17 protein-coding genes are annotated in these 17,293 nt (G+C 58.0%); 9 read left to right on the forward strand and 8 right to left on the reverse strand.

Features of this window, described 5'->3' with window-relative positions; all coding sequences use genetic code 11:
* Positions 1-63: 63 nt before the first annotated feature.
* Positions 64-1,386, forward strand: a complete 1,323-nt coding sequence (locus ACYVGU_RS15415; RefSeq protein WP_460622785.1) for an erythromycin esterase family protein — start codon at positions 64-66, stop codon at positions 1,384-1,386.
* Positions 1,387-1,509: 123 nt separating this feature from the next.
* On the opposite strand, the gene ACYVGU_RS15420 is transcribed toward ACYVGU_RS15415, so the two are convergent.
* Both ACYVGU_RS15420 and ACYVGU_RS15425 read right to left on the reverse strand, forming a co-directional pair.
* Positions 1,510-2,298, reverse strand: a complete 789-nt coding sequence (locus tag ACYVGU_RS15420) for a hypothetical protein (protein ID WP_460622786.1) — start codon at positions 2,296-2,298, stop codon at positions 1,510-1,512.
* A gap of 86 nt (positions 2,299-2,384) precedes the next feature.
* Entirely contained in the window at positions 2,385-3,053 is a 669-nt protein-coding gene (locus tag ACYVGU_RS15425) for a head GIN domain-containing protein (RefSeq protein ID WP_460622787.1), read from the reverse strand.
* Positions 3,054-3,289: 236 nt separating this feature from the next.
* Here ACYVGU_RS15425 and ACYVGU_RS15430 point away from each other — a divergent pair, with 236 nt between their 5' ends.
* Positions 3,290-4,009, forward strand: a complete 720-nt coding sequence (locus ACYVGU_RS15430) for a T-complex 10 C-terminal domain-containing protein (protein WP_460613544.1) — start codon at positions 3,290-3,292, stop codon at positions 4,007-4,009.
* Positions 4,010-4,090: 81 nt separating this feature from the next.
* Here the strand turns inward: ACYVGU_RS15430 and ACYVGU_RS15435 are convergent, their stop codons facing one another.
* Together ACYVGU_RS15435 and ACYVGU_RS15440 are read right to left on the reverse strand one after the other, a co-directional pair.
* Positions 4,091-5,209: a hypothetical protein gene (locus tag ACYVGU_RS15435; protein ID WP_460622788.1), complete on the reverse strand. Its 1,119-nt coding sequence runs from the start codon at positions 5,207-5,209 to the stop codon at positions 4,091-4,093.
* Positions 5,210-5,350: 141 nt separating this feature from the next.
* Positions 5,351-6,220, reverse strand: coding sequence for a helix-turn-helix domain-containing protein (locus tag ACYVGU_RS15440; RefSeq protein ID WP_460613547.1), 870 nt, complete (start codon positions 6,218-6,220; stop codon positions 5,351-5,353).
* Between the two features lie 139 nt (positions 6,221-6,359).
* Between ACYVGU_RS15440 and ACYVGU_RS15445 the strand changes: the two genes are divergently transcribed.
* Together ACYVGU_RS15445 and ACYVGU_RS15450 are read left to right on the forward strand one after the other, a co-directional pair.
* Entirely contained in the window at positions 6,360-6,770 is a 411-nt protein-coding gene (locus ACYVGU_RS15445) for a hypothetical protein (protein ID WP_460622789.1), read from the forward strand.
* Between the two features lie 245 nt (positions 6,771-7,015).
* A complete protein-coding gene (locus ACYVGU_RS15450; RefSeq protein ID WP_460613551.1) occupies positions 7,016-8,230 on the forward strand; it encodes a tol-pal system protein YbgF in 1,215 nt (404 codons plus the stop codon).
* A gap of 27 nt (positions 8,231-8,257) precedes the next feature.
* On the opposite strand, the gene bla is transcribed toward ACYVGU_RS15450, so the two are convergent.
* Both bla and ACYVGU_RS15460 read right to left on the reverse strand, forming a co-directional pair.
* Positions 8,258-9,070, reverse strand: a complete 813-nt coding sequence (gene bla, locus ACYVGU_RS15455) for a subclass B1 metallo-beta-lactamase (protein ID WP_460622790.1) — start codon at positions 9,068-9,070, stop codon at positions 8,258-8,260.
* Between the two features lie 75 nt (positions 9,071-9,145).
* Entirely contained in the window at positions 9,146-9,601 is a 456-nt protein-coding gene (locus ACYVGU_RS15460) for a DinB family protein (protein ID WP_460613553.1), read from the reverse strand.
* A gap of 153 nt (positions 9,602-9,754) precedes the next feature.
* On the opposite strand from ACYVGU_RS15460, the gene ACYVGU_RS15465 reads away from it, so the two are divergent.
* The 5 genes from ACYVGU_RS15465 to ACYVGU_RS15485 all read left to right on the forward strand — a co-directional run bounded on the left by ACYVGU_RS15465 (position 9,755) and on the right by ACYVGU_RS15485 (position 15,830).
* The gene (locus ACYVGU_RS15465) at positions 9,755-11,215 is read left to right on the forward strand and encodes an aldehyde dehydrogenase family protein (protein WP_460622791.1); all 1,461 of its coding nucleotides are present in this window, start codon (positions 9,755-9,757) and stop codon (positions 11,213-11,215) included.
* Positions 11,216-11,404: 189 nt separating this feature from the next.
* Positions 11,405-13,453, forward strand: coding sequence for a GMC family oxidoreductase N-terminal domain-containing protein (locus tag ACYVGU_RS15470; protein WP_460622792.1), 2,049 nt, complete (start codon positions 11,405-11,407; stop codon positions 13,451-13,453).
* A 68-nt stretch (positions 13,454-13,521) separates the two neighbouring features.
* Positions 13,522-13,938 carry a hypothetical protein gene (locus ACYVGU_RS15475; protein ID WP_460613557.1) on the forward strand — a complete coding sequence of 139 codons (417 nt, stop codon included), beginning with the start codon at positions 13,522-13,524 and terminating at the stop codon, positions 13,936-13,938.
* Positions 13,939-14,123: 185 nt separating this feature from the next.
* The gene (locus ACYVGU_RS15480) at positions 14,124-15,227 is read left to right on the forward strand and encodes a DUF3616 domain-containing protein (RefSeq protein ID WP_460622793.1); all 1,104 of its coding nucleotides are present in this window, start codon (positions 14,124-14,126) and stop codon (positions 15,225-15,227) included.
* A gap of 84 nt (positions 15,228-15,311) precedes the next feature.
* The gene (locus ACYVGU_RS15485) at positions 15,312-15,830 is read left to right on the forward strand and encodes an acyl-CoA thioesterase (RefSeq protein ID WP_460622794.1); all 519 of its coding nucleotides are present in this window, start codon (positions 15,312-15,314) and stop codon (positions 15,828-15,830) included.
* 72 nt (positions 15,831-15,902) lie between these two features.
* On the opposite strand, the gene ACYVGU_RS15490 is transcribed toward ACYVGU_RS15485, so the two are convergent.
* Positions 15,903-16,424 (reverse strand): DUF6992 family protein, encoded by a 522-nt coding sequence (locus ACYVGU_RS15490; RefSeq protein ID WP_460622795.1) that lies wholly within the window; start codon positions 16,422-16,424, stop codon positions 15,903-15,905.
* Positions 16,425-16,516: 92 nt separating this feature from the next.
* A complete protein-coding gene (locus ACYVGU_RS15495) occupies positions 16,517-17,227 on the reverse strand; it encodes a porin family protein (protein ID WP_460622796.1) in 711 nt (236 codons plus the stop codon).
* Between the last annotated feature and the right edge of the window lie 66 nt (positions 17,228-17,293).

Raw genomic sequence — 17,293 nt, forward strand, 5'->3', positions numbered from 1 at the left:
TTTGTGTCGTTGCTAGTCGCTGAACGGCTGGCACATCTCTGATACTCACTACCCTTCCGCCATATGAAAACCCTGTTCCGCTCCCTGCTTGCTGCGGCCCTGATGACCACTGCTACGCTAGCTACCCAGGCGCAGCCCAGCACCCCCGCCGCCGATACGGCCCGCATCACCCTCGACGCCAGCATCATCAACCCTGTGAGCACCCAGAGCTTCGAGGCCTTCCGGACGGCTGTGCAGCCACTGGTAAAGCAGATGGCCGGCAAGCAGGTAGTGGCCATGGGCGAGGGCACGCACGGCACCTCGGAGTTCTACAAGCTGCGGTTCTGGCTTACCCGCATCCTGATGGAAGAATATGGCTTCGACCGCCTGGGCCTGGAAAATACCTACGGCGACACCTACCTGCTCAACCAAGCCATGCAGCAACCCAAAGTCGATCTGAAGCCCCTGATGCAGAAGCACATGCTGAGCATGTGGCAAAACCAGGAAATGGCTGAGCTGCTCACCTGGATGCAGGGCCACAACCGCACCCATCGGCGCAATAAGGTGGAGCTAACGGGTATTGATGCCATGTTCAGCAACGCCGACGCCCAGCTGCTTCAGCAGGGGCTGGCCAAAACGAAGCGCCCCGAACTACAAACCCTCACCGCGCAACTAGTCAAGAATTCTGCCTACATGGATAACATGTGGTACCACGCTGAGGACACGAGCTACCACCTCAACCGCAAAGAGTGGTTGGCCAACGGCATGGCCGGCTACGAGGCCGCCGACCAGCTGGAAAAAGCCCTTCCGGGCCTCCGGCTGCCTCGCAAACAGCGCGAAGTCCTGGCCGGCGCCGCCAAAAACGCCCGCATGCGCTTTGATCTGTTTTATCAAGCTAAAGTATATAAGCGCAACTCCTCCCGCGACAGTGTATTTGCCGAAATGACCAAGTTCTTGGTGGGGAAAAAGCAGCATAAAGTGATTATCTGGGCGCACAATGCCCACGTAGCCCGCACGGTGGCTGCCCCTGGCGACAACAACGGCGGTGGCACCGGCAGCTTCCTGGACCGCATGTTTCCCGGGCAGTATTTCGTGCTGGCTACCGGTACCACTTCCGGCACTTTCTCGGCTACCACGCAGCGCTTTATTTCTCCTGCCAGCGTGATGACCAGCTACCCCCTCGAAATGGCTAAAGCCGGCTCTTGGGAAGCCTCGTTAGGACAAGTGAGCAGCCCGGTCTATTATTTCAACACCAACCAGTTGGGGGCCAAAGACCTCAAGCGGCCACACCGGTTGGTAGGCCAAACCGTGGGTAGCGAAGATTTCTACAACGACACCCAGCTCAGCGCCGCCTATGACGCTATGCTGTTCGTGCGCCAGAGCACGGCCGCTACCCCACTGCGGTAAGCCAACCCTTTATTCCGGTGTTACATTCCTGTGGCGTATCCGTTCGTGTACTATAAAAAGCGGCAGCAGCTCCCAGAGCTACTGCCGCTTGTGCGTGGTAGCGGGGCTAGTGCGGGTTTGTTATTAATCTGCTATATGCTCGTCGCGCATGATTTCCATGGCATCAACTATGCTGAAGCCAGCCTCATCGAAGGCTAAAAACTTGCCATTGCCGATACCACGCAAGCCCATTTCCTCGTGGTGTCCGAATCGAGTTACTTTTTTGGCTTTATTCCACCAGAAGAAGCGGGCTGGTTCCTCATAGGAGGAATGAAAGATGATATTACCGCGGCTGGTAGTTACGGCGTGGGCGCCGGCAACATCAGCTGGAGTGGTATGATGAATCACGCGGAAATCGGTAAGGCGTACTTCTATCAAATGGAAGTCAGTGTACGCATAGGCCAGAATGGTGTCCTTGCCTTGTTTTGTCATGCAGTAGCAGTCCAGAATAAAGTAGGGCTGACTGGAATTGTACCCAAAAACCTGCTGGCCCGAAAAGTCAAATACCGCTAAACCGTCCCTACTAGGCGTTTTACTTCCAATACCTTCATCGAAGTACGAAATAACAATCTGGCCCTGCTGAATCAGGATATCCGCAATGGCGTCTCCGGCATTAAAGGTCAGAAGCTTGCGTCCCGCACGGTCGAATATGTGAGCATTATCGGTGGTTCGCAACCGGCCCTCAACAATCAGAAAGAGCTCGGCATTCAGCTCCCGGATACGCGGGTTCCGGAACTGCTCGTGTAGCTGAATCCGCTCGTCGTTGATCTGAACTTCGGACGTGCTGAGCAAGGCAATGTAATTGCCATATTCATCGGCATCTAGGCTTATAATCTGCGCTTTGCCACAGTTGAGGGGGTAGTGAGTAGTCAAGATAGGAAACCAGAAAAAGGCGGAAAGTGCTAGCCTGATTTAAGCTAGCACTTTCCGCTTGTGAAGTACCTAGTAAACGTACTGGCTTATCTCGTCACGCGGGGCTTGCCTTTGTAATGAATGTCGCTGGCGCCAGAGGTTCTAGATGACAGCTCCTCCGTAACGGCCACGTAGGCATCGGAGGAGCCGCTGGCCTGCACGCTGGCAGTGCGGCTTTGCAGGTTATAGGCTTGGTAGTCGCTGCTGCCGCTGAGCTGCACCTGTTGGCGCTCTACTTGCCCGGTCAGGCGCAGGTCGCTGGCGCCGGAGGCGGTGGCGCTGAGGTTTTTGGCCTTGATAACCAAGGTTACATCGGAGGCGCCGCTGGCCCTGATGGTAAACTCGTCGGCGGTGAAGGGGGTGGTGCTTTTCACGTCCGAAGCGCCGCTGGCTTCTACTCCTTTCAGCGTGGGGCACGTGATGTACACCGTTACTTTCTTGTTATTGAGCAGCTGGCTTAGCGTGTTCGTATTGGACCGGTAGAGTTGCAGCGTACCGTCTTTTACTTCTGTTTTGATGTACTCCAGCACGTCCGGATCAGCATCAACCTTCACGGAAGTAGTAGCGCCCTGCGTGAGCACCACATCAATGGCACCGCTGGTTCTAACTGTTTGAAACAAGCCTACCGAGCGGGTCTGCTGCGCGAGGCTGGCGCCGAGGGTAGCCATGCTAAGCACGGCCGTAGCGGCTAACGATTTGAGTAGGGCAGACTTCATGGAGCAGTTGAGTTACAAATGAAAGGAAGGCTAGTACTCATCAGATGAAGCCACTAGCCCATCGGTTGCCTGAGCTTCTGCTTTTTATCAACCGCTTCCTCCGCCCGCGGCTTTCGCTCAGTCTAGGGACCCGCTATTCTGCCTGTTTGGCGTTGGTACTGCGCGTGGCTTTAGAAAGGCGGGCACAACCTCGCCGTAACCTGCGCCGTAACAGCGGCCAGTATAGCCTGCGGGCTATGCTCTTCTCCCACCTATTGCTATTCCTGATGAATAAGACCTTGCTTTTCCTTTCCTGCGCGGCCAGCCTCGCCGTGGTTTCCTGTAATCAGGATAAACAAGCGGCCGTGGATGCTGCTACTACTCCTTCTGCCGATACGGCCGTAGTAGTCCGCGACGGCACCATGGACACGGATGCAGATGCCACTGCTACGGCTGATACCGCTGCGTACCGCACCGAAGCCGACCGCCTAGCCGACCGCATTGCACAGGACCTGCGCCTGACCGATACCGTAGTGGTAACCCGCGTAGAGAAAACCTACTACACGCGTGGCCGTCAGCTCCGCGACGTGGAAACGCGTTACGCCACTGATACCACCGGCCGTTATGCCGCCCAGCGCGCCATCAACGACAACACCGACCGCGAAGTCCGGACCTACATCACGGACCCAAACCAGTACCGCACGTACGAAACCAACCGCAACAGCTACTACTCAGGCACTCCGTATAGCAACGCCACCATCACAACCACAACGACGGAACGGGAAGCAGCTCCAGCGCGTCGGCAGGGCCCCTCAGTGGTGAAGTATGATAAGAAAGCCAACGGCGAAACGAAGATTGTGTACTCGAATGGCAAAACCGTGAAAGTAGACAAAGACGGCGACCGGAAAGTGGAGTACCCCAGCGGCACCAAAGTAAAGCGTGACGCCGACGACGGTACCACCAAAATCAAGCGCTAGCCCTGCCCAAACCCCCAAACAAAAGCCCGTGTACTGACCAGTATACGGGCTTTTATTTGGGGGTTTGGGGAGTTGACAGGCCTAGTGCGTCACGCCATAGTGCCGCAGCTCCTCATCAATGCGGCGGTTCCAGCGCTCCTGCGCCACCGTATTCAGACCGCCCTGGGTTTCGGTGTCATACTGTTCCTGAATGTGGTTCATTTCCGTGAACGACTTCAGGTACTGTAGTTGCAGAATGCTGTTGTAGTCTTCTACGGTGAGGCTATCGGGCGAGGCCTTGCGGCGAAACCGTTCGGCCACCAGCCGCACCAAGTCAAAATGCCGCTGCTCGTGGTTCAGGTGGTAGTCGGTGCGCTGGCCGGCATCTACCCACGAAGAGCTCCGCACCACAAACACCTTCAGTATCAGGTCCAGCTCTATCACTCCATTCACTACCCTAGGCCGGCCTTGGTAAGCAAAGCTCGGAAATACTGAAGCGGCAAAACGCCCGCGCGGCCGCGGCTGCCCCGTAAAATCAGACCATACCAGCGGCCGGGCGGGGTCATAAAACACGGTGTCTGGTTCCGTTCGTGTGGTTTCGTACCGAAACACCGGGTGCACGGCTGTTGCCAGCCGAACATCGTGCGTGGCGGCGCGCGTAAGCCACGTATTGAAGTAGGTAAAGCTCGTCACCAAGGCCTGGCGCAGTACGGGCTCCACCACCGTGCGGTCGGCGAGGGGCCGCAGGTAGCGGGCGCCGCCACGGTACTCGGTCAGGGTGATGATGCGGCCCTCGGAGTTTGTCCAGTCGAAGGCTAAATGCAGCGTAACCTGGCCCGCCGCCTGCCCGCCACCTCCCGGCGTTTCCTGAACCCGGCACTCCAGCACACGCAACACCACGTTATACCGAGCCGCTTGGGCCGGCAGCATGCGCGTTGCAAACTGGCGCAATGCGGTGGCAGTGCCTCCCTGCAGCTCCACCGGACGGGGCTTGCTGCCAACCACAGATGGGGCGGGCAGCAGCCACGCTACGGCCGGGTGGCCCGGGCGCTCATCGCGCACCGCTTTTACAGTAAATAAGGCGGTTTTGAAAGCAGAAGGAGCCGGTTGCAGCACCAGCGGTTTTTCGGGGGAAGCTTGCCGGGCCGCGGTCAGCAGCACCAGGAGCAGTACTAGCCCGGTTATTCCCCCAAACCCCTTCCAACGCAACAACACAGTCATATCAGTATAGCAGACATTCATCTGCCAGACACGAGCCATGCGGCGCTTGTTCCCTAGGTCCTGAAGGGGGCCCAAGTGCTGAAACCCAGGGGCTGGTTACCGCACCAGAATTCCAGCACTTCAGCCGCAGTTCGGGCCTAGTTACTTGCCCATGCGCTGGCGACGATATTCAGTGGGGCTTTGGCCGGTGTATTTGCGGAAGGTTTTGTTGAAGTGCGAGAGGTTATTGAACCCACACGAGTAGCACACTTCTGTTACGGCCAGGTCGTCATCGAGCAGGAGGCGGCAGGCCTGGCCCACGCGGTATTCCTGCAGGAAATCGGTGAGCGTATGGCGCGTCATCTTCTTGAAGTAGCGGCAGAACGCTGGCACTGAGAGGTGGGCTACATCAGCCACTTCCTGCACCGAGAGGGTAGTGCGCTGGTAATTTTGCTCCACAAACTGATACACGCGGCTTAGGCGCTGCTGCTCCTTGCCGCTCAGCCCTTGCCCACCGTTGCCGGCATGCAGCGGAATACAATCTTCGGCGGGAGCCTGAGCCAAATCTTGCAGCACCTGCAGCAGTAGCAGCAGGCGCATAAAGGGCGGCGCATTCAGCAGTTGGCGCAAGGCGGGCCCCACGGTAGCGCGCGTATTGCCGCCAAACGAAAGACCCTCGTGCGAGCGTGCCAGCAGCTGCCGGATAGAAGCCATTTCCGACTTCTCCCAGAAATCAGGACCAAGGAAATCGCCGCGCAGCTGCACCACAATTTCCTCGAAGGGTGTGCCCGCCGGATGGCCGTAACTAAACGTCAGGTGCGGCAAGTCGGGACCTATAAGAGCCAGCTCACCTTCCTCAAACCGAGAGATGTGCTGCCCTATATGGCGTCGGCCGTGGCCTTTCGGAATGTAAACCAGCTCGTACTCCGGATGATAGTGCCAAAGCAACTCTGCTTTGCCTACCTCAGTATAATGGAGCAAAGTAAATGAGCTGTCGACGGTGGGGTGGATGGGCTCAAATTGTAGCTTCACAGTTCAATAATGCCAGAATGGCTAGGTGGGAACGTGAAGTTAACAGTTTTGGTCAATATGACACCGTAATTGGCGAACAAGGCAGTAGCCGCATAGGCTATTTTAATCCGAAATTGCAATATCAAATCGAGCTACCCGAATGAAGACATTCCATACCTGCCTATTAACGCTGGCCATGTTGCTGCTTTTGGTAGTAGGTTCTCGTTTTGCGCAGGCCGCGCAACCGGTAGCTGCCTCGCCTCAATCAGTAAAACTACGCACTGAGCGCCTAACGGGCTACCTCACGCAAGCTTTGCAGCTTAACCGCCAGCAGCAGCGTGCCGTAGCAAAAAGCACCCGGAAATATCTGCAGCAGCTCAGCGCGTTGCCGGCCTCAGCCAACCGGGCGGCCATGGTGGCTACCAACTCCGACGAGCGGCTCCTGCCGGTTTCCTCGGTGGTAGCAATTGAAAAGGAATATTCGCTGGCCCTGGGGCGCATCCTGACGCCTGGCCAGTATAACGCATACAGCTGGCTGCATATGCATCAGCCAGAAGAAGGCAGCCACTAGGCTGTTTTTAGTACAGACATCCAGCGGCTTTGGGTGGGAATTTTAGCCGCTGGCCGTTTCCCGGGCTGCCTTTGGTGTCCGGTAAACGCAAAAGAGGTTGAGGCTGTGGGAGCTTCAGCCTCTTTTTTTTGTTTCTGTACGTATGAAAGGGCCGCTTGGCCCGTTGCCATAGCTCGGCTTCCGACCTTTTTCCCCTATACTTAGGGTTCCAATTGTCCTCTATGCGCCTTTATTTGCTTGCTTGCTTGCTGTTGTTCTCCTTCGGGGCCAAGGCACAGCAGCCTGATACTTCCCGCTCAGCCCGCCAGATTACCCTTTCCAACGTCGACGTAGCTCCCGCGGCCGTTGATATTTCTGGGTGGCTGCTGCTGGACAAGGATATTCAGACGGAGCTCGAAGGGGCCGTGCAGAACATCTATAACTTCAAGCACGACCGTGCCGAGCGGCAGTTCCGAAGCCTGCGCCGCCGCTACCCGCAGCACCCCATGCCGTACTTCCTGCTAGGTCTTACTACCTGGTGGAAGCTGATGCCTTCTAACATTACCGAGGAGCGCTACGACAAAACGTTTCTGGCCTACATGGACACGGCCATTACCAAGGGTGAAGCCCTCTATGCCCGCGACAATAAGAATTATGAGGCCTGCTTTTTCTTGTCGGCGGCCTACGGGTTTTCGGCGCGCCTGCACTCCGAGCGGCACAACTGGCGCAAGGCTACCTTCTCCAGCAAAAATTCCCTGGCCTACCTCGAAAAAAGTAAGGAAGCCAACGGCCTCAGCCCCGAGTTCCTGTTCGGCCAAGCCCTGATTAACTACTACGCGCCCTGGATTTCCGATAACTACCCCTTGCTGCGGCCGGTGCTGCTGTTCTTCCCGAAAGGCAACAAAAACCTGGGGCTAGCTCAGTTGCGCAGCGTTTCGGCCAATGGCTTCTATACCGCTCCGGAGGCCAAGGTGTTCTTGATGAAAATCCTGCAAAACCAGGAGAATAAGCCCGAGGAAGCGTTGCCACTAGCCCGCGTTATGGCCACAACCTACCCCGATAACGGCTACTTCCAGCGCTTTTATGCCCTAATGAGCTACCAGATTGGCGACCTGAACGAGTGCGAGCGGGTAAGCCGGGACATTCTGGACAAGCTGAACCGGGGCCTGCCGGGCTACGAGGCTATTAGCGGGCGCTACGCTACGTTCTTCCTCGGAAGCCTTATGCAAAACCAGTACAAAGATCTGAAAAGGGCCAAAGAGTACTACCAGCGCTGCGTGGTATTTGCCGAAAGCACCAACGATACCAAGCAAGGCTTTTACCTCTATGCTCTGCTGAACATTGCCCGCATCGCCGACAAGGAAAAGGACATTGCTACCGCCGTGCGTAACTACAAAGAGGTGCAGAAAAAAGCCGAGCGCAAATCAGAAGCCCACAACGAGGCCACTGCGTACCTCAAGAAGCAGAAGCAGCGCAAGTAACGGTTCAGCCGCTCAGCAGGGCTAGGGTTATTCGTTGAGGGCCGTTTGGGGCTGGCGCCGACTTTCTTGGCGTAGTAGTGTGTGGGTGTGCACCAGCAGCTCGGGGTTGCCCCACTGGCCGTGGCCTGGTATAACGATTCGGGCTTTGGGGTAGCGGGTGGCCAGGGTGCGCAACGTAGCGGGCCATTGTTTCAGGTTTGCATCCTCGAGCGGGCCCAAATTGGTGGCCGCTTGTTCCCGAATCAGTTCACCGCCAAACAAAACCTTTTGCTTGGGCAGCCAGGCCACCATATTATCAGCGGAGTGCCCGGCCCCGGGGAAAAACAGCTCCACGCGGGTGCGGCCCGCTCGAATGAGCGTATAGCGTTTAAGTGCCGGGGCGGGAGCTACTTGCTGCGGATGCTTGGCTAGGTAACGTTGCGCCGTAAGCGGGGTGCTATATACTTTAATTCGGTGCGCTTGCAGCACCGCCAGGCCACCCGTTCGGTCATCGTGGGCGTGGGTGATGACGGCCAGCCGAACCCGCTCATGCAGGCTATCAGTTACCCAGCGCAGTAGCTGTTCCGTTTGTTCTGGGTCCCAGGCGGTATCAATCAGCACTACGCCCTGCGCGGTGCGTACCACTAGGCCATTAGAAGCAGTAAGGCCCGCCTTACCGGGGTAGCGCCCGTACGAGGTGTGCACAAACACATTAGGAGCCACGGGGCGCACCCGAATACGGGAAGGCGTTTCCAGAGCCGGCGGGGCGGTGGCTTGCGTGGAAGAAGGCAGTGAGAAACTCAGCGTGAGCGTGCAGGCAACAGGGGCGAAAAAGCGGGTAAGCGAGAAAGGTAACGGCACAGAAAGCGTAAAAAATTGGAAAGCCAAGATTTGCTAACGCCGCTCTGTACAATAAAAGTGCCTTATCTGTAGCAACTACCTAGGCGTGCGCCCCAGGATCTGCTGCACATGCTGCTCCAGGTGCATCACGTAATCCTCTATCAGCCAGCCCAGCGTAACGCTATAGCCGTTATCGAACTCGCAGGGATGGTGCAGGGCTGCTGCGGGTAATTGTAGAATGATGCGGATCAGCTGCCGGTTGTAGCAGGTCCAGAGGCTCAGCAAATCGGTGGCCGGCGTGTGCTGGTAATTGGCCAGGCGCACCCATTCATCCTGGTCGTACGGGATGATGACCAGCGGCTCGGGCCGGGTGCTGGCCAGAATAAAGCGCCGATGGTTGTTGGCTGCCGAGTCTATTAAGTGCCCCAGAATCTGTTTGCGCGACCATTTGCCGGGGGCGTGCTGCATTTCCAGCTCCACTTCTGAAAAAGCTGGCAGGCGCGCATTGAGTAGTTCCAGCAGCTCCTGAAGACGATGACAGACCTGTTGCATAACAAACGGATATAAAATAGGCTAGCCGGGCGGTTTGTTGCGGCGAGCACCCTAGGCAAACATTTCCACAAAGATGTGGGTATGTCGTTGGAACTCTGGCGGGCTCCGCGTAATTAATCTGCGTTTCTTTATCAGCCGCTACTTCCCTTTGCCATGTCTACACCAACCGTTTTACCCTCGTCGGGCGCCACTGCAGTAGCCCAGGAGCCCTCCTCAGTTGCCAAGCTGTTTGCTAGCCAGCTGGCCCGCTCCGAAGCCTTGCGCCGCGAGCCGGTAGAAAGCCGGGCCCGCCGTTTGCGCGCCTTGGCTGCTTGGGTAACTGAAAACCGCGCTGCCATTGAGCAGGCCCTGTTCGCCGATTTCCGGAAGCCGGTTGCGGAAACCGACGTAACCGAAATCTGGCCTACGCAAACCGAGATAAAGCATACGCTGCGCCATCTGAAGCAGTGGACCCAGCCCCGCCGGGTGGGTACGCCCATGTCGCTGGTAGGTACGCGCGGCTGGGTGCAGCATGAGCCCAAAGGGGTGTGCCTGATTATCGCGCCCTGGAATTATCCGTTTTATTTGGCTCTTGATCCGCTGGTATCGGCGCTGGCGGCCGGCAACTGCTGCATTATCAAGCCCTCTGAAATGACGCCCACGGTAGCGGCCCTGCTCAGCCGTATGTGCCGCGAGCTGTTCGACCCCGCCGAGGTAACGGTGGTGGAAGGCGACAAAGACGTGGCCACGGCGCTGCTGGCGCTGCCGTTTCATCATATTTTCTTCACGGGCAGTCCGCAGGTGGGCAAAGTAGTGATGCGCGCTGCCGCCGAGCACCTGACCAGCGTGACTTTGGAGCTGGGCGGTAAAAGTCCGGCCGTGATTGATGAAACCGCCAACCTGCGCGATGCCGCCGAGAAAATTGTGTGGGGCAAGGGCATTAATGCTGGCCAAACCTGCGTGGCCCCTGACTATTTGCTGGTGCACGAAGCCATCCGCGACGAGCTGGTAGCCGAAATAAAAGGCGTAGTGCAGCGCTTCTATAACCCTGAAGGCGAGGGCGTAGCTGCATCCTCTTCCTTTGCCCGCATTGTCAACGACCACCATTTCGGCCGGGTAGCATCGATGCTGGAAGAAGCCCGGGCGGCTGGCGCAACGGTGGCGCTGGGCGGCCAGACGGATGCCGCGCACCGCTTCATAGAGCCCACGGTGCTGCTGAACTTACCCGCCGATAGCCGCCTGATGCAGGAAGAAATATTCGGGCCGTTGCTGCCCGTGCGTACGTTCCGCAACCTAGCGGAAGCAGTGGATGAGGTGAATTCCCGACCTAGGCCGCTGGCTTTGTACGTATTCAGCCAAAGCGCCGAAAACCAGCGCTACCTGCTCCAGAACATGCCGGCCGGTGGCGCCTGCGTCAACGAAACTATTCTGCACTTGGCCCACCCAGAGCTGCCCTTTGGCGGGTTTGGCAACAGCGGCCTGGGCCGGGCGCACGGTTATGCGGGTTTTCAGGCCTTCAGCAACGAGAAATCAGTACTAAAGCAGCGCGTGGGCCATACCGGCCTGAAACCCATTTATCCGCCGTATTCGCCGCAGGTAAAGAAGCTCATCAACTGGCTGGTGAAGTGGCTGTAAGCTAGGAGCTAGCAGGAGGAATGAGGAAGGGTACTAGGTTCAGCATATCGTCAAACCGATGCTATGCTGCAGTGGCCGGTTTGTGCCCGTAAAACTTGTATGCAAGCCGAGTAGTTCTGCCAAAAAATGCCGAACTTTTAGGGCGCCGGTGTTTCCCACGTAGCCGGCGGTTTCACTTCCTGCCCGGTTATGCTCTTCTCTGCTGCTCAACACGCCACCCTGCGCGCCCTTGCCGATACCTTTATCCCGTCACTAGCCCCGCCCGAGGCTTCAACCGATACCGCGTATTGGAATCGGGCTGGCTCCGAAGGAGTAGATCTGGAGAAGATTGGGCTGGTGCTGGAAGCGCAGCCGGCCGCCGCCCGCCAAGAGTTTCTGCAGTTGCTCAAGCTGCTGGATGCTCCTATGCTGGGCCTCACGTGGTTTGGGCCGCTTCGGCCGTTTGCGCGCCTAGCCCCTGAGCAGCGTGAAAAGCTGCTGCAAAGCTGGGCCGCCAGCAACGTGCCCCAGCTGCGGAAAGGCTTTCATGCCCTGCGCAAGCTGTTTGTGTTTCTGTACTACGGCGGCTCCACGCCCGAGCAGGGCAACTTTGTGTGGGAGCATATCGGCTACCCCGGCCCGCAGGTGGTCGATGAGTCGGTGGTAACGGAAAAGCCCATCCGGCTGCTGACTCCGGCTCAGGACGTGCATTACGACTGCGACGTGCTGGTAATTGGCAGCGGCGCCGGTGGGGGAGTGGTGGCGGGGGAGTTGGCTGCGGCTGGGCAGGCAGTGCTGGTGCTGGAGAAAGGCCCTTACTTCCACGGCCCTGATTTCTGCCAGCGCGAAGTAGAGATGCTGGGCGCGCTCTATGATGGCCGCGGGGCGCTTTCAACCCAAGATGGTGGCATTGCGCTGCTGGCTGGCTCCTGCCTGGGCGGCGGCACCACCGTAAACTGGGCTGGGGCTTTCCAGACACCTGACTATGTGCTGGAAGAGTGGGCCCGCGAGCATGAAGTGCCTCATTTTACCTCAATGGAGTTTAAGCGCAGCCTAGCGGCGGTTAGTGAGGTACTAGGGGTCAATACCGACTATACCCGCCATAACGGCCAGAACCAAGCTCTCTGGGACGGCTCCCGAAAACTAGGGCAGGACGTAAAGCTGATTCCGCGCAACGAAAAAGGGCTCACCGACTCGGAGCAGCACTACTGCGGCCTCGGCTACAGCGGTTTCGGCGACCGGCACGGCATCAAGCAGGGTACCCTGAATACGTACCTGCAAACCGCCTTCGACCACGGCGCCCGCATGCTGTGCAACACCCACGTAAGTCGTGTAACCACGGCCCAAGGCCGGGCTACCGGCGCCGAAGCGGTGTACACCGCCCCCGATGGCCGCCCGATACGGGTAACGGTGCGGGCCCGGCGGGTAGTAGTAGCCGGTGGCTCCATCCAGACGCCGGCATTGCTGCTAAGGAGTGGTTTGCGCCATTCCCATATTGGGCAACACCTGCATTTGCACCCCACTGTAGCGGTTTCAGGGCTGTATGCGCAGGCCATTAATCCGTGGCACGGGCCCATGATGTCGGTGGTGAATGATGCCTTTACCCGCATGGAAGGCTCTAACTTTGGTGTGAAGCTGGAAACGCCGCCCGCCCACCCCGGCCTGATGTCCATGGTACTGCCCTGGCGCTCCGGCCGCCAGCACAAAGAGCTAATGCAGCAGGCCGCGCACCTCGGCTCCTTTATTGTGCTCACCCGCGACCGGGATGGTGGCCGTGTAACCATCGACCCCCACGGTGCTCCCCTTATTGATTATACCCTGAGTGCTTTCGACCGCAACCACCTGCTGCAAGGCGTGCGGGCGGCTGCCGAAATTCATGTGGCCGCCGGCGCCCACACAGTGCTGCTACCCCATGGTACGCTGCCAACCCTAAAAGCCCAGGACGGCAAGCTGCTGAACCCGGAAGTGCTAGATGGGCTGCCGCATCTGGGCTGGAAGCCCAATCAATTTGGGCTCTACAGCGCCCATCAAATGAGTACCTGTCGCATGGGTGGCACCGCCGCCACGCACCCAACTAGCCCTTCCGGCGAACTGTACGAGGTAAAAAACCTGTTTGTGGCCGATGCGTCGGCGTTTCCGGCGTGCAGCGGCGTAAACCCTATGCTCACTATTATGGCCTTGGCGCACTATATGGCGCAGGAGCTAAAAGCCAGTCTACCAGCCGAAGCAGCGGCGGGCCGAGTAGCCGTAGCCGGATAATTCGCGGGGAAACATAGCCGTTGGTGCATTTTTCGCGTAGGTGAACCACACCCCTATTTTTCCCTTCTATGTACGCTCCCCGCTTTACCCTTTCCCTGCTGTTGGCGGCTAGCTTGCTGGCGGGTTGTGCCCGCCGCGACAAGGCTAAAAACTCTACCGCCAAAGCCGAGCCGGTTGCTGCTCCGGCTCCCGTAGTAGCGCCCACCGCCGCCCGCGACCTAACCGATGTGCTCACGGAAGAGCTCAACCTAGAAAACGACCAGCGGCGCAAAGTGCGCGCCGTGTTTACTAGCACCGTAGAGCAGGCCAACGCCGCTCAGCAACGCTTGGGCGCCAACCGTCCAGCCTTACTAGCCGAATTGAAGCGCATCAACTTGGCCTCTGACCAGGAACTGCAAACCATTCTTACACCGGCCCAGTACAAGCAGCTCAAAGCCAAACAGCGCCAGGTGCAAGCCCAGATGCAGGCCCGCAAAGCCCAGTAACCTGACCAAAGTTGCTAGGTGCTTTCGGCGCTTCAACCTCTTAAACGTCAGTCGAAGTCAGCGAAAAGCCGCAGGCCTGCTCAGCGCAGGGTTGCGGCTTTTTGCTGACCTAGTGTTAGTGGCTCAACCTCATGCGAGGTGGGTGCGTTTGTCAGAAGCTTCCTGACCTCTAATTCCCCTCACGTATGCGCCGCCAACCCTACACCCTCCGATTTAATCCTAAAAACAGCTTAAACGCGGCTGGCAAGCACGTCCGCGACGGGCTATCGACGGTGCTGCGTACCGGCGACAACCTGTGGGTGAGTTGCGACGAGCGCACGACCATTGAGCGCCTGCGCCTTACGGGCCCGCATGAGTTTGCCCAGCACTGCTCTTATAAGGTGACCGACTTTCTGGATTTGCCGTCGGAGAGCACCGAGGAAATTGATATTGAAGGCATGGGGGAGGGCGAGCATTACCTCTGGCTGGTAGGCTCACATAGCCTCAAGCGCAAAAAGCCCGACGCCGATAGCAAAGACGTAGACAAGGAAATTGCCCGGCTAACAGAAGTGAAGGAAGAGCCCAACCGCTACCTGCTGGCCCGCATTCCGTTGCTGCTCAACCCCAAAACTGGCGACTTCGAGCTGCATAAAACGGCCCCGCACCCCACTGATCCTACGCGCATGTTGCACGCCGCCCAGCTCCGCGGCACCGATGACTCTAACGATCTGCTCGATATCTTGGCCGATGATCCGCACCTAAAGCCGTTTCTGTCGATTCCGGGCAAAGACAACGGGTTTGATATTGAGGGCTTGGCCGCCGCGCCCGATGGCCGCTTGTTTGTAGGGCTGCGCGGCCCAGTGCTACGTGGCTGGGCCATGGTGCTTGAACTGCTTCCCCGCGAAGATAAGCACGGCCGCTTGCGCTTGGATAAGCTGGATGGCGCCACGGAGGTGTACTACAAAAAGCACTTCCTGGCCTTGGGTGGCATGGGCGTACGGGAGTTGCGCCAGCGGGGCTCCGACTTGCTGCTCTTAGCCGGCCCTACCATGGACCTCGACGGTACCATTGCCGTATACTGCTGGCCCGACGCCCTGCGCCTGCCCCAGGACAGCCTCATCGGGCCCGATAAGCTGCAGCGCCTCTTTGATGTGCCCCACGGCAGCGGCCCCACCTCCGGCCAAGACAAAGCCGAAGGCATGGCCCTACTAGATGAGCACCATGTGCTGCTGGTATTTGATAGCCCAACCGATGCCCGCAAAGCCGCGCCCCACGAGGTAACTGCCGACAGCGTCCGCCTTCCGGGCTAAGGTGCCGCGCTGGCTAAACCGCCGGGCCGTAACATTAGGGCCGGCCGGTGGTTTGGGTTCTTCTCCTTACTATTTACCTTTGTTATGGCTTCTTCTTTGGTTCAGGTTCCCGAAACCACGCACCGCATCCGGTTTCAGGACTGTGATATGCTCGGGCACCTCAACAATGCCCGCTACCTCGATTATTTCCTGAATGCCCGCGAAGAGCACACCATTCAGCACTACGACCTGAACCTGGGCAAGCTGGCCCGCAACTCTAACTCAGGTTGGGTGATTACCAAGCACCATATTGCCTATTTGCGTCCCGCCAACCACGCCGAGGTAGTTCGTATCCGCACCCAGCTTATCCACTTCGATAACTCGAACCTGGTAGTGGAAATGCAGATGCTGAGCGAAGACGGACAGCGGCTGAAAGCAGTGCTATGGTCAGAAATGGCCTTTGTGAAAGTGCCCGGCGGCACCCGCACCGAGCACCCCGATGAGCTGATGGACATGCTGGAAGAGCTAGACGTAGACGACATCAGCTACGACCCCGACGGCTTTGATGAGCGGGTCCGCTACCTGCGCAAACAGCTCAAGCGCGAACGAAACGAGCAGGACTAGTCCTGCTAAGTGCGCAAACCGGCTGGTACTTGGCCGGCTGACTATCTAAATCGGTTTACCTACCCCAACTGCCTAGGGCACTAGGGCCAGCAAGGCGGCCGCGTGCGTGTGGTATACGAGGTAGAACCCCACGTCGAACAGGAGTAAAAAGCCGCCTTGCAGCCACAACGAGCGGCCGAAGCCCGCCAGGCGCTCAGGCCTTTTGGCATCCTCCGTGTCGGCGCGGGCCTGAAGCCAGCTGCCTACGCAGAGGTAGGCCACATCCAGCCCGGCATTGAAGAGCAAAATCTTCTCGAAAGTAAACTGGGCTGCTAGGCTCTCCGCGAGGGTAAGGCCTGCCACCTGCTGCGGATGCGCCTGCAAAATGCCCCACACGGCCAGCAAGGCATTCACCACATTCCAGCCCACATTCATGAGGTGGAAATGGTGGGCTTGTGTGCGGGTATCGGTGCGGGCCACGTAGTAGCCGCTAATCACGAGGTTGAGCAGCGCCCACGTGCCGAGCACGGCCATGCCACGTTCGGCCAAGAGTTCCCGGGCGTGGTTCAGGACGGGTAGAGCCGTGGCCGCAGCAACACCAGAATCAAGCATCATAAGACAACATACAGTAGTAGAAACCCAGCTAGCAGACACAAAAAAAGGAAGCCTCCTAGGAGGCTTCCTTTTTTGAACCGTAGCGTGAAGAATTAGTTGGAAATACCAATGCCCACATACACCTGAAACGCACCATTCTTGATGTTGGTCAGAGTTTTGTTGCCGGTGGTGGCCAGGTTTTGATCCTGAATGATATCGGCAAAGCCAGCGGTGTAGCGGCCGCCTACGCGGGCCGGTCCTACGCGGGCTTCTACCCCAGCCGCCAAGCCATAGTCGAGGCTGTTGTAGCTGTAGCCGTAGAGGTTGTTGTCGTCGGCAATTTTACGCTCCCGGTCACCTTCTTTCACCTTCGTGAGCAAGGAAACCTGCGGGCCCACGTGCACGCTTACGTTATCAAGGAAGTTGTACACCAGCAGTACCGGCAGTTGCAGGTAGTCGAGGCGGGTAGTGTAGGTATTCTGGGTGGGGTTAGCGGGGCTGCTGCTCTCAAAACCCTGGCGGCTATACAGCAGCTCGGGCTGAATCGAGAAAGCATCATTGAAGCCAAACTGCGAGTAGATACCAGCGTGGAAGGTGTTAAAGGTGCCTTCGTTGCCGTAGTTTTTCTTGTCGTCGCCGCGGAAATGAGCCGCCGTGAAGCCGCCTTTAATCCCGAATCCGTTGTTGCGCGAATCGCTGCCCGTGCTGGCTGCGTAGTCAGTGGAGGAGCGCAGGCCGCTTACACGGGGAGCTTCAGTAGGAGTTTGGGCTAGGGCAGTGGCACTCAGCGCGCAGCCGGCCAGCAGGAGGGTAATATGTTTCATACGAGAGCGGAAGAGGTAGGTCAGAAGAAAGAGCTGTTTGCACTTAAGCTTGAACAGCATCAGTAA

The sequence above is a fragment of the Hymenobacter tenuis genome, assembly GCF_054780495.1.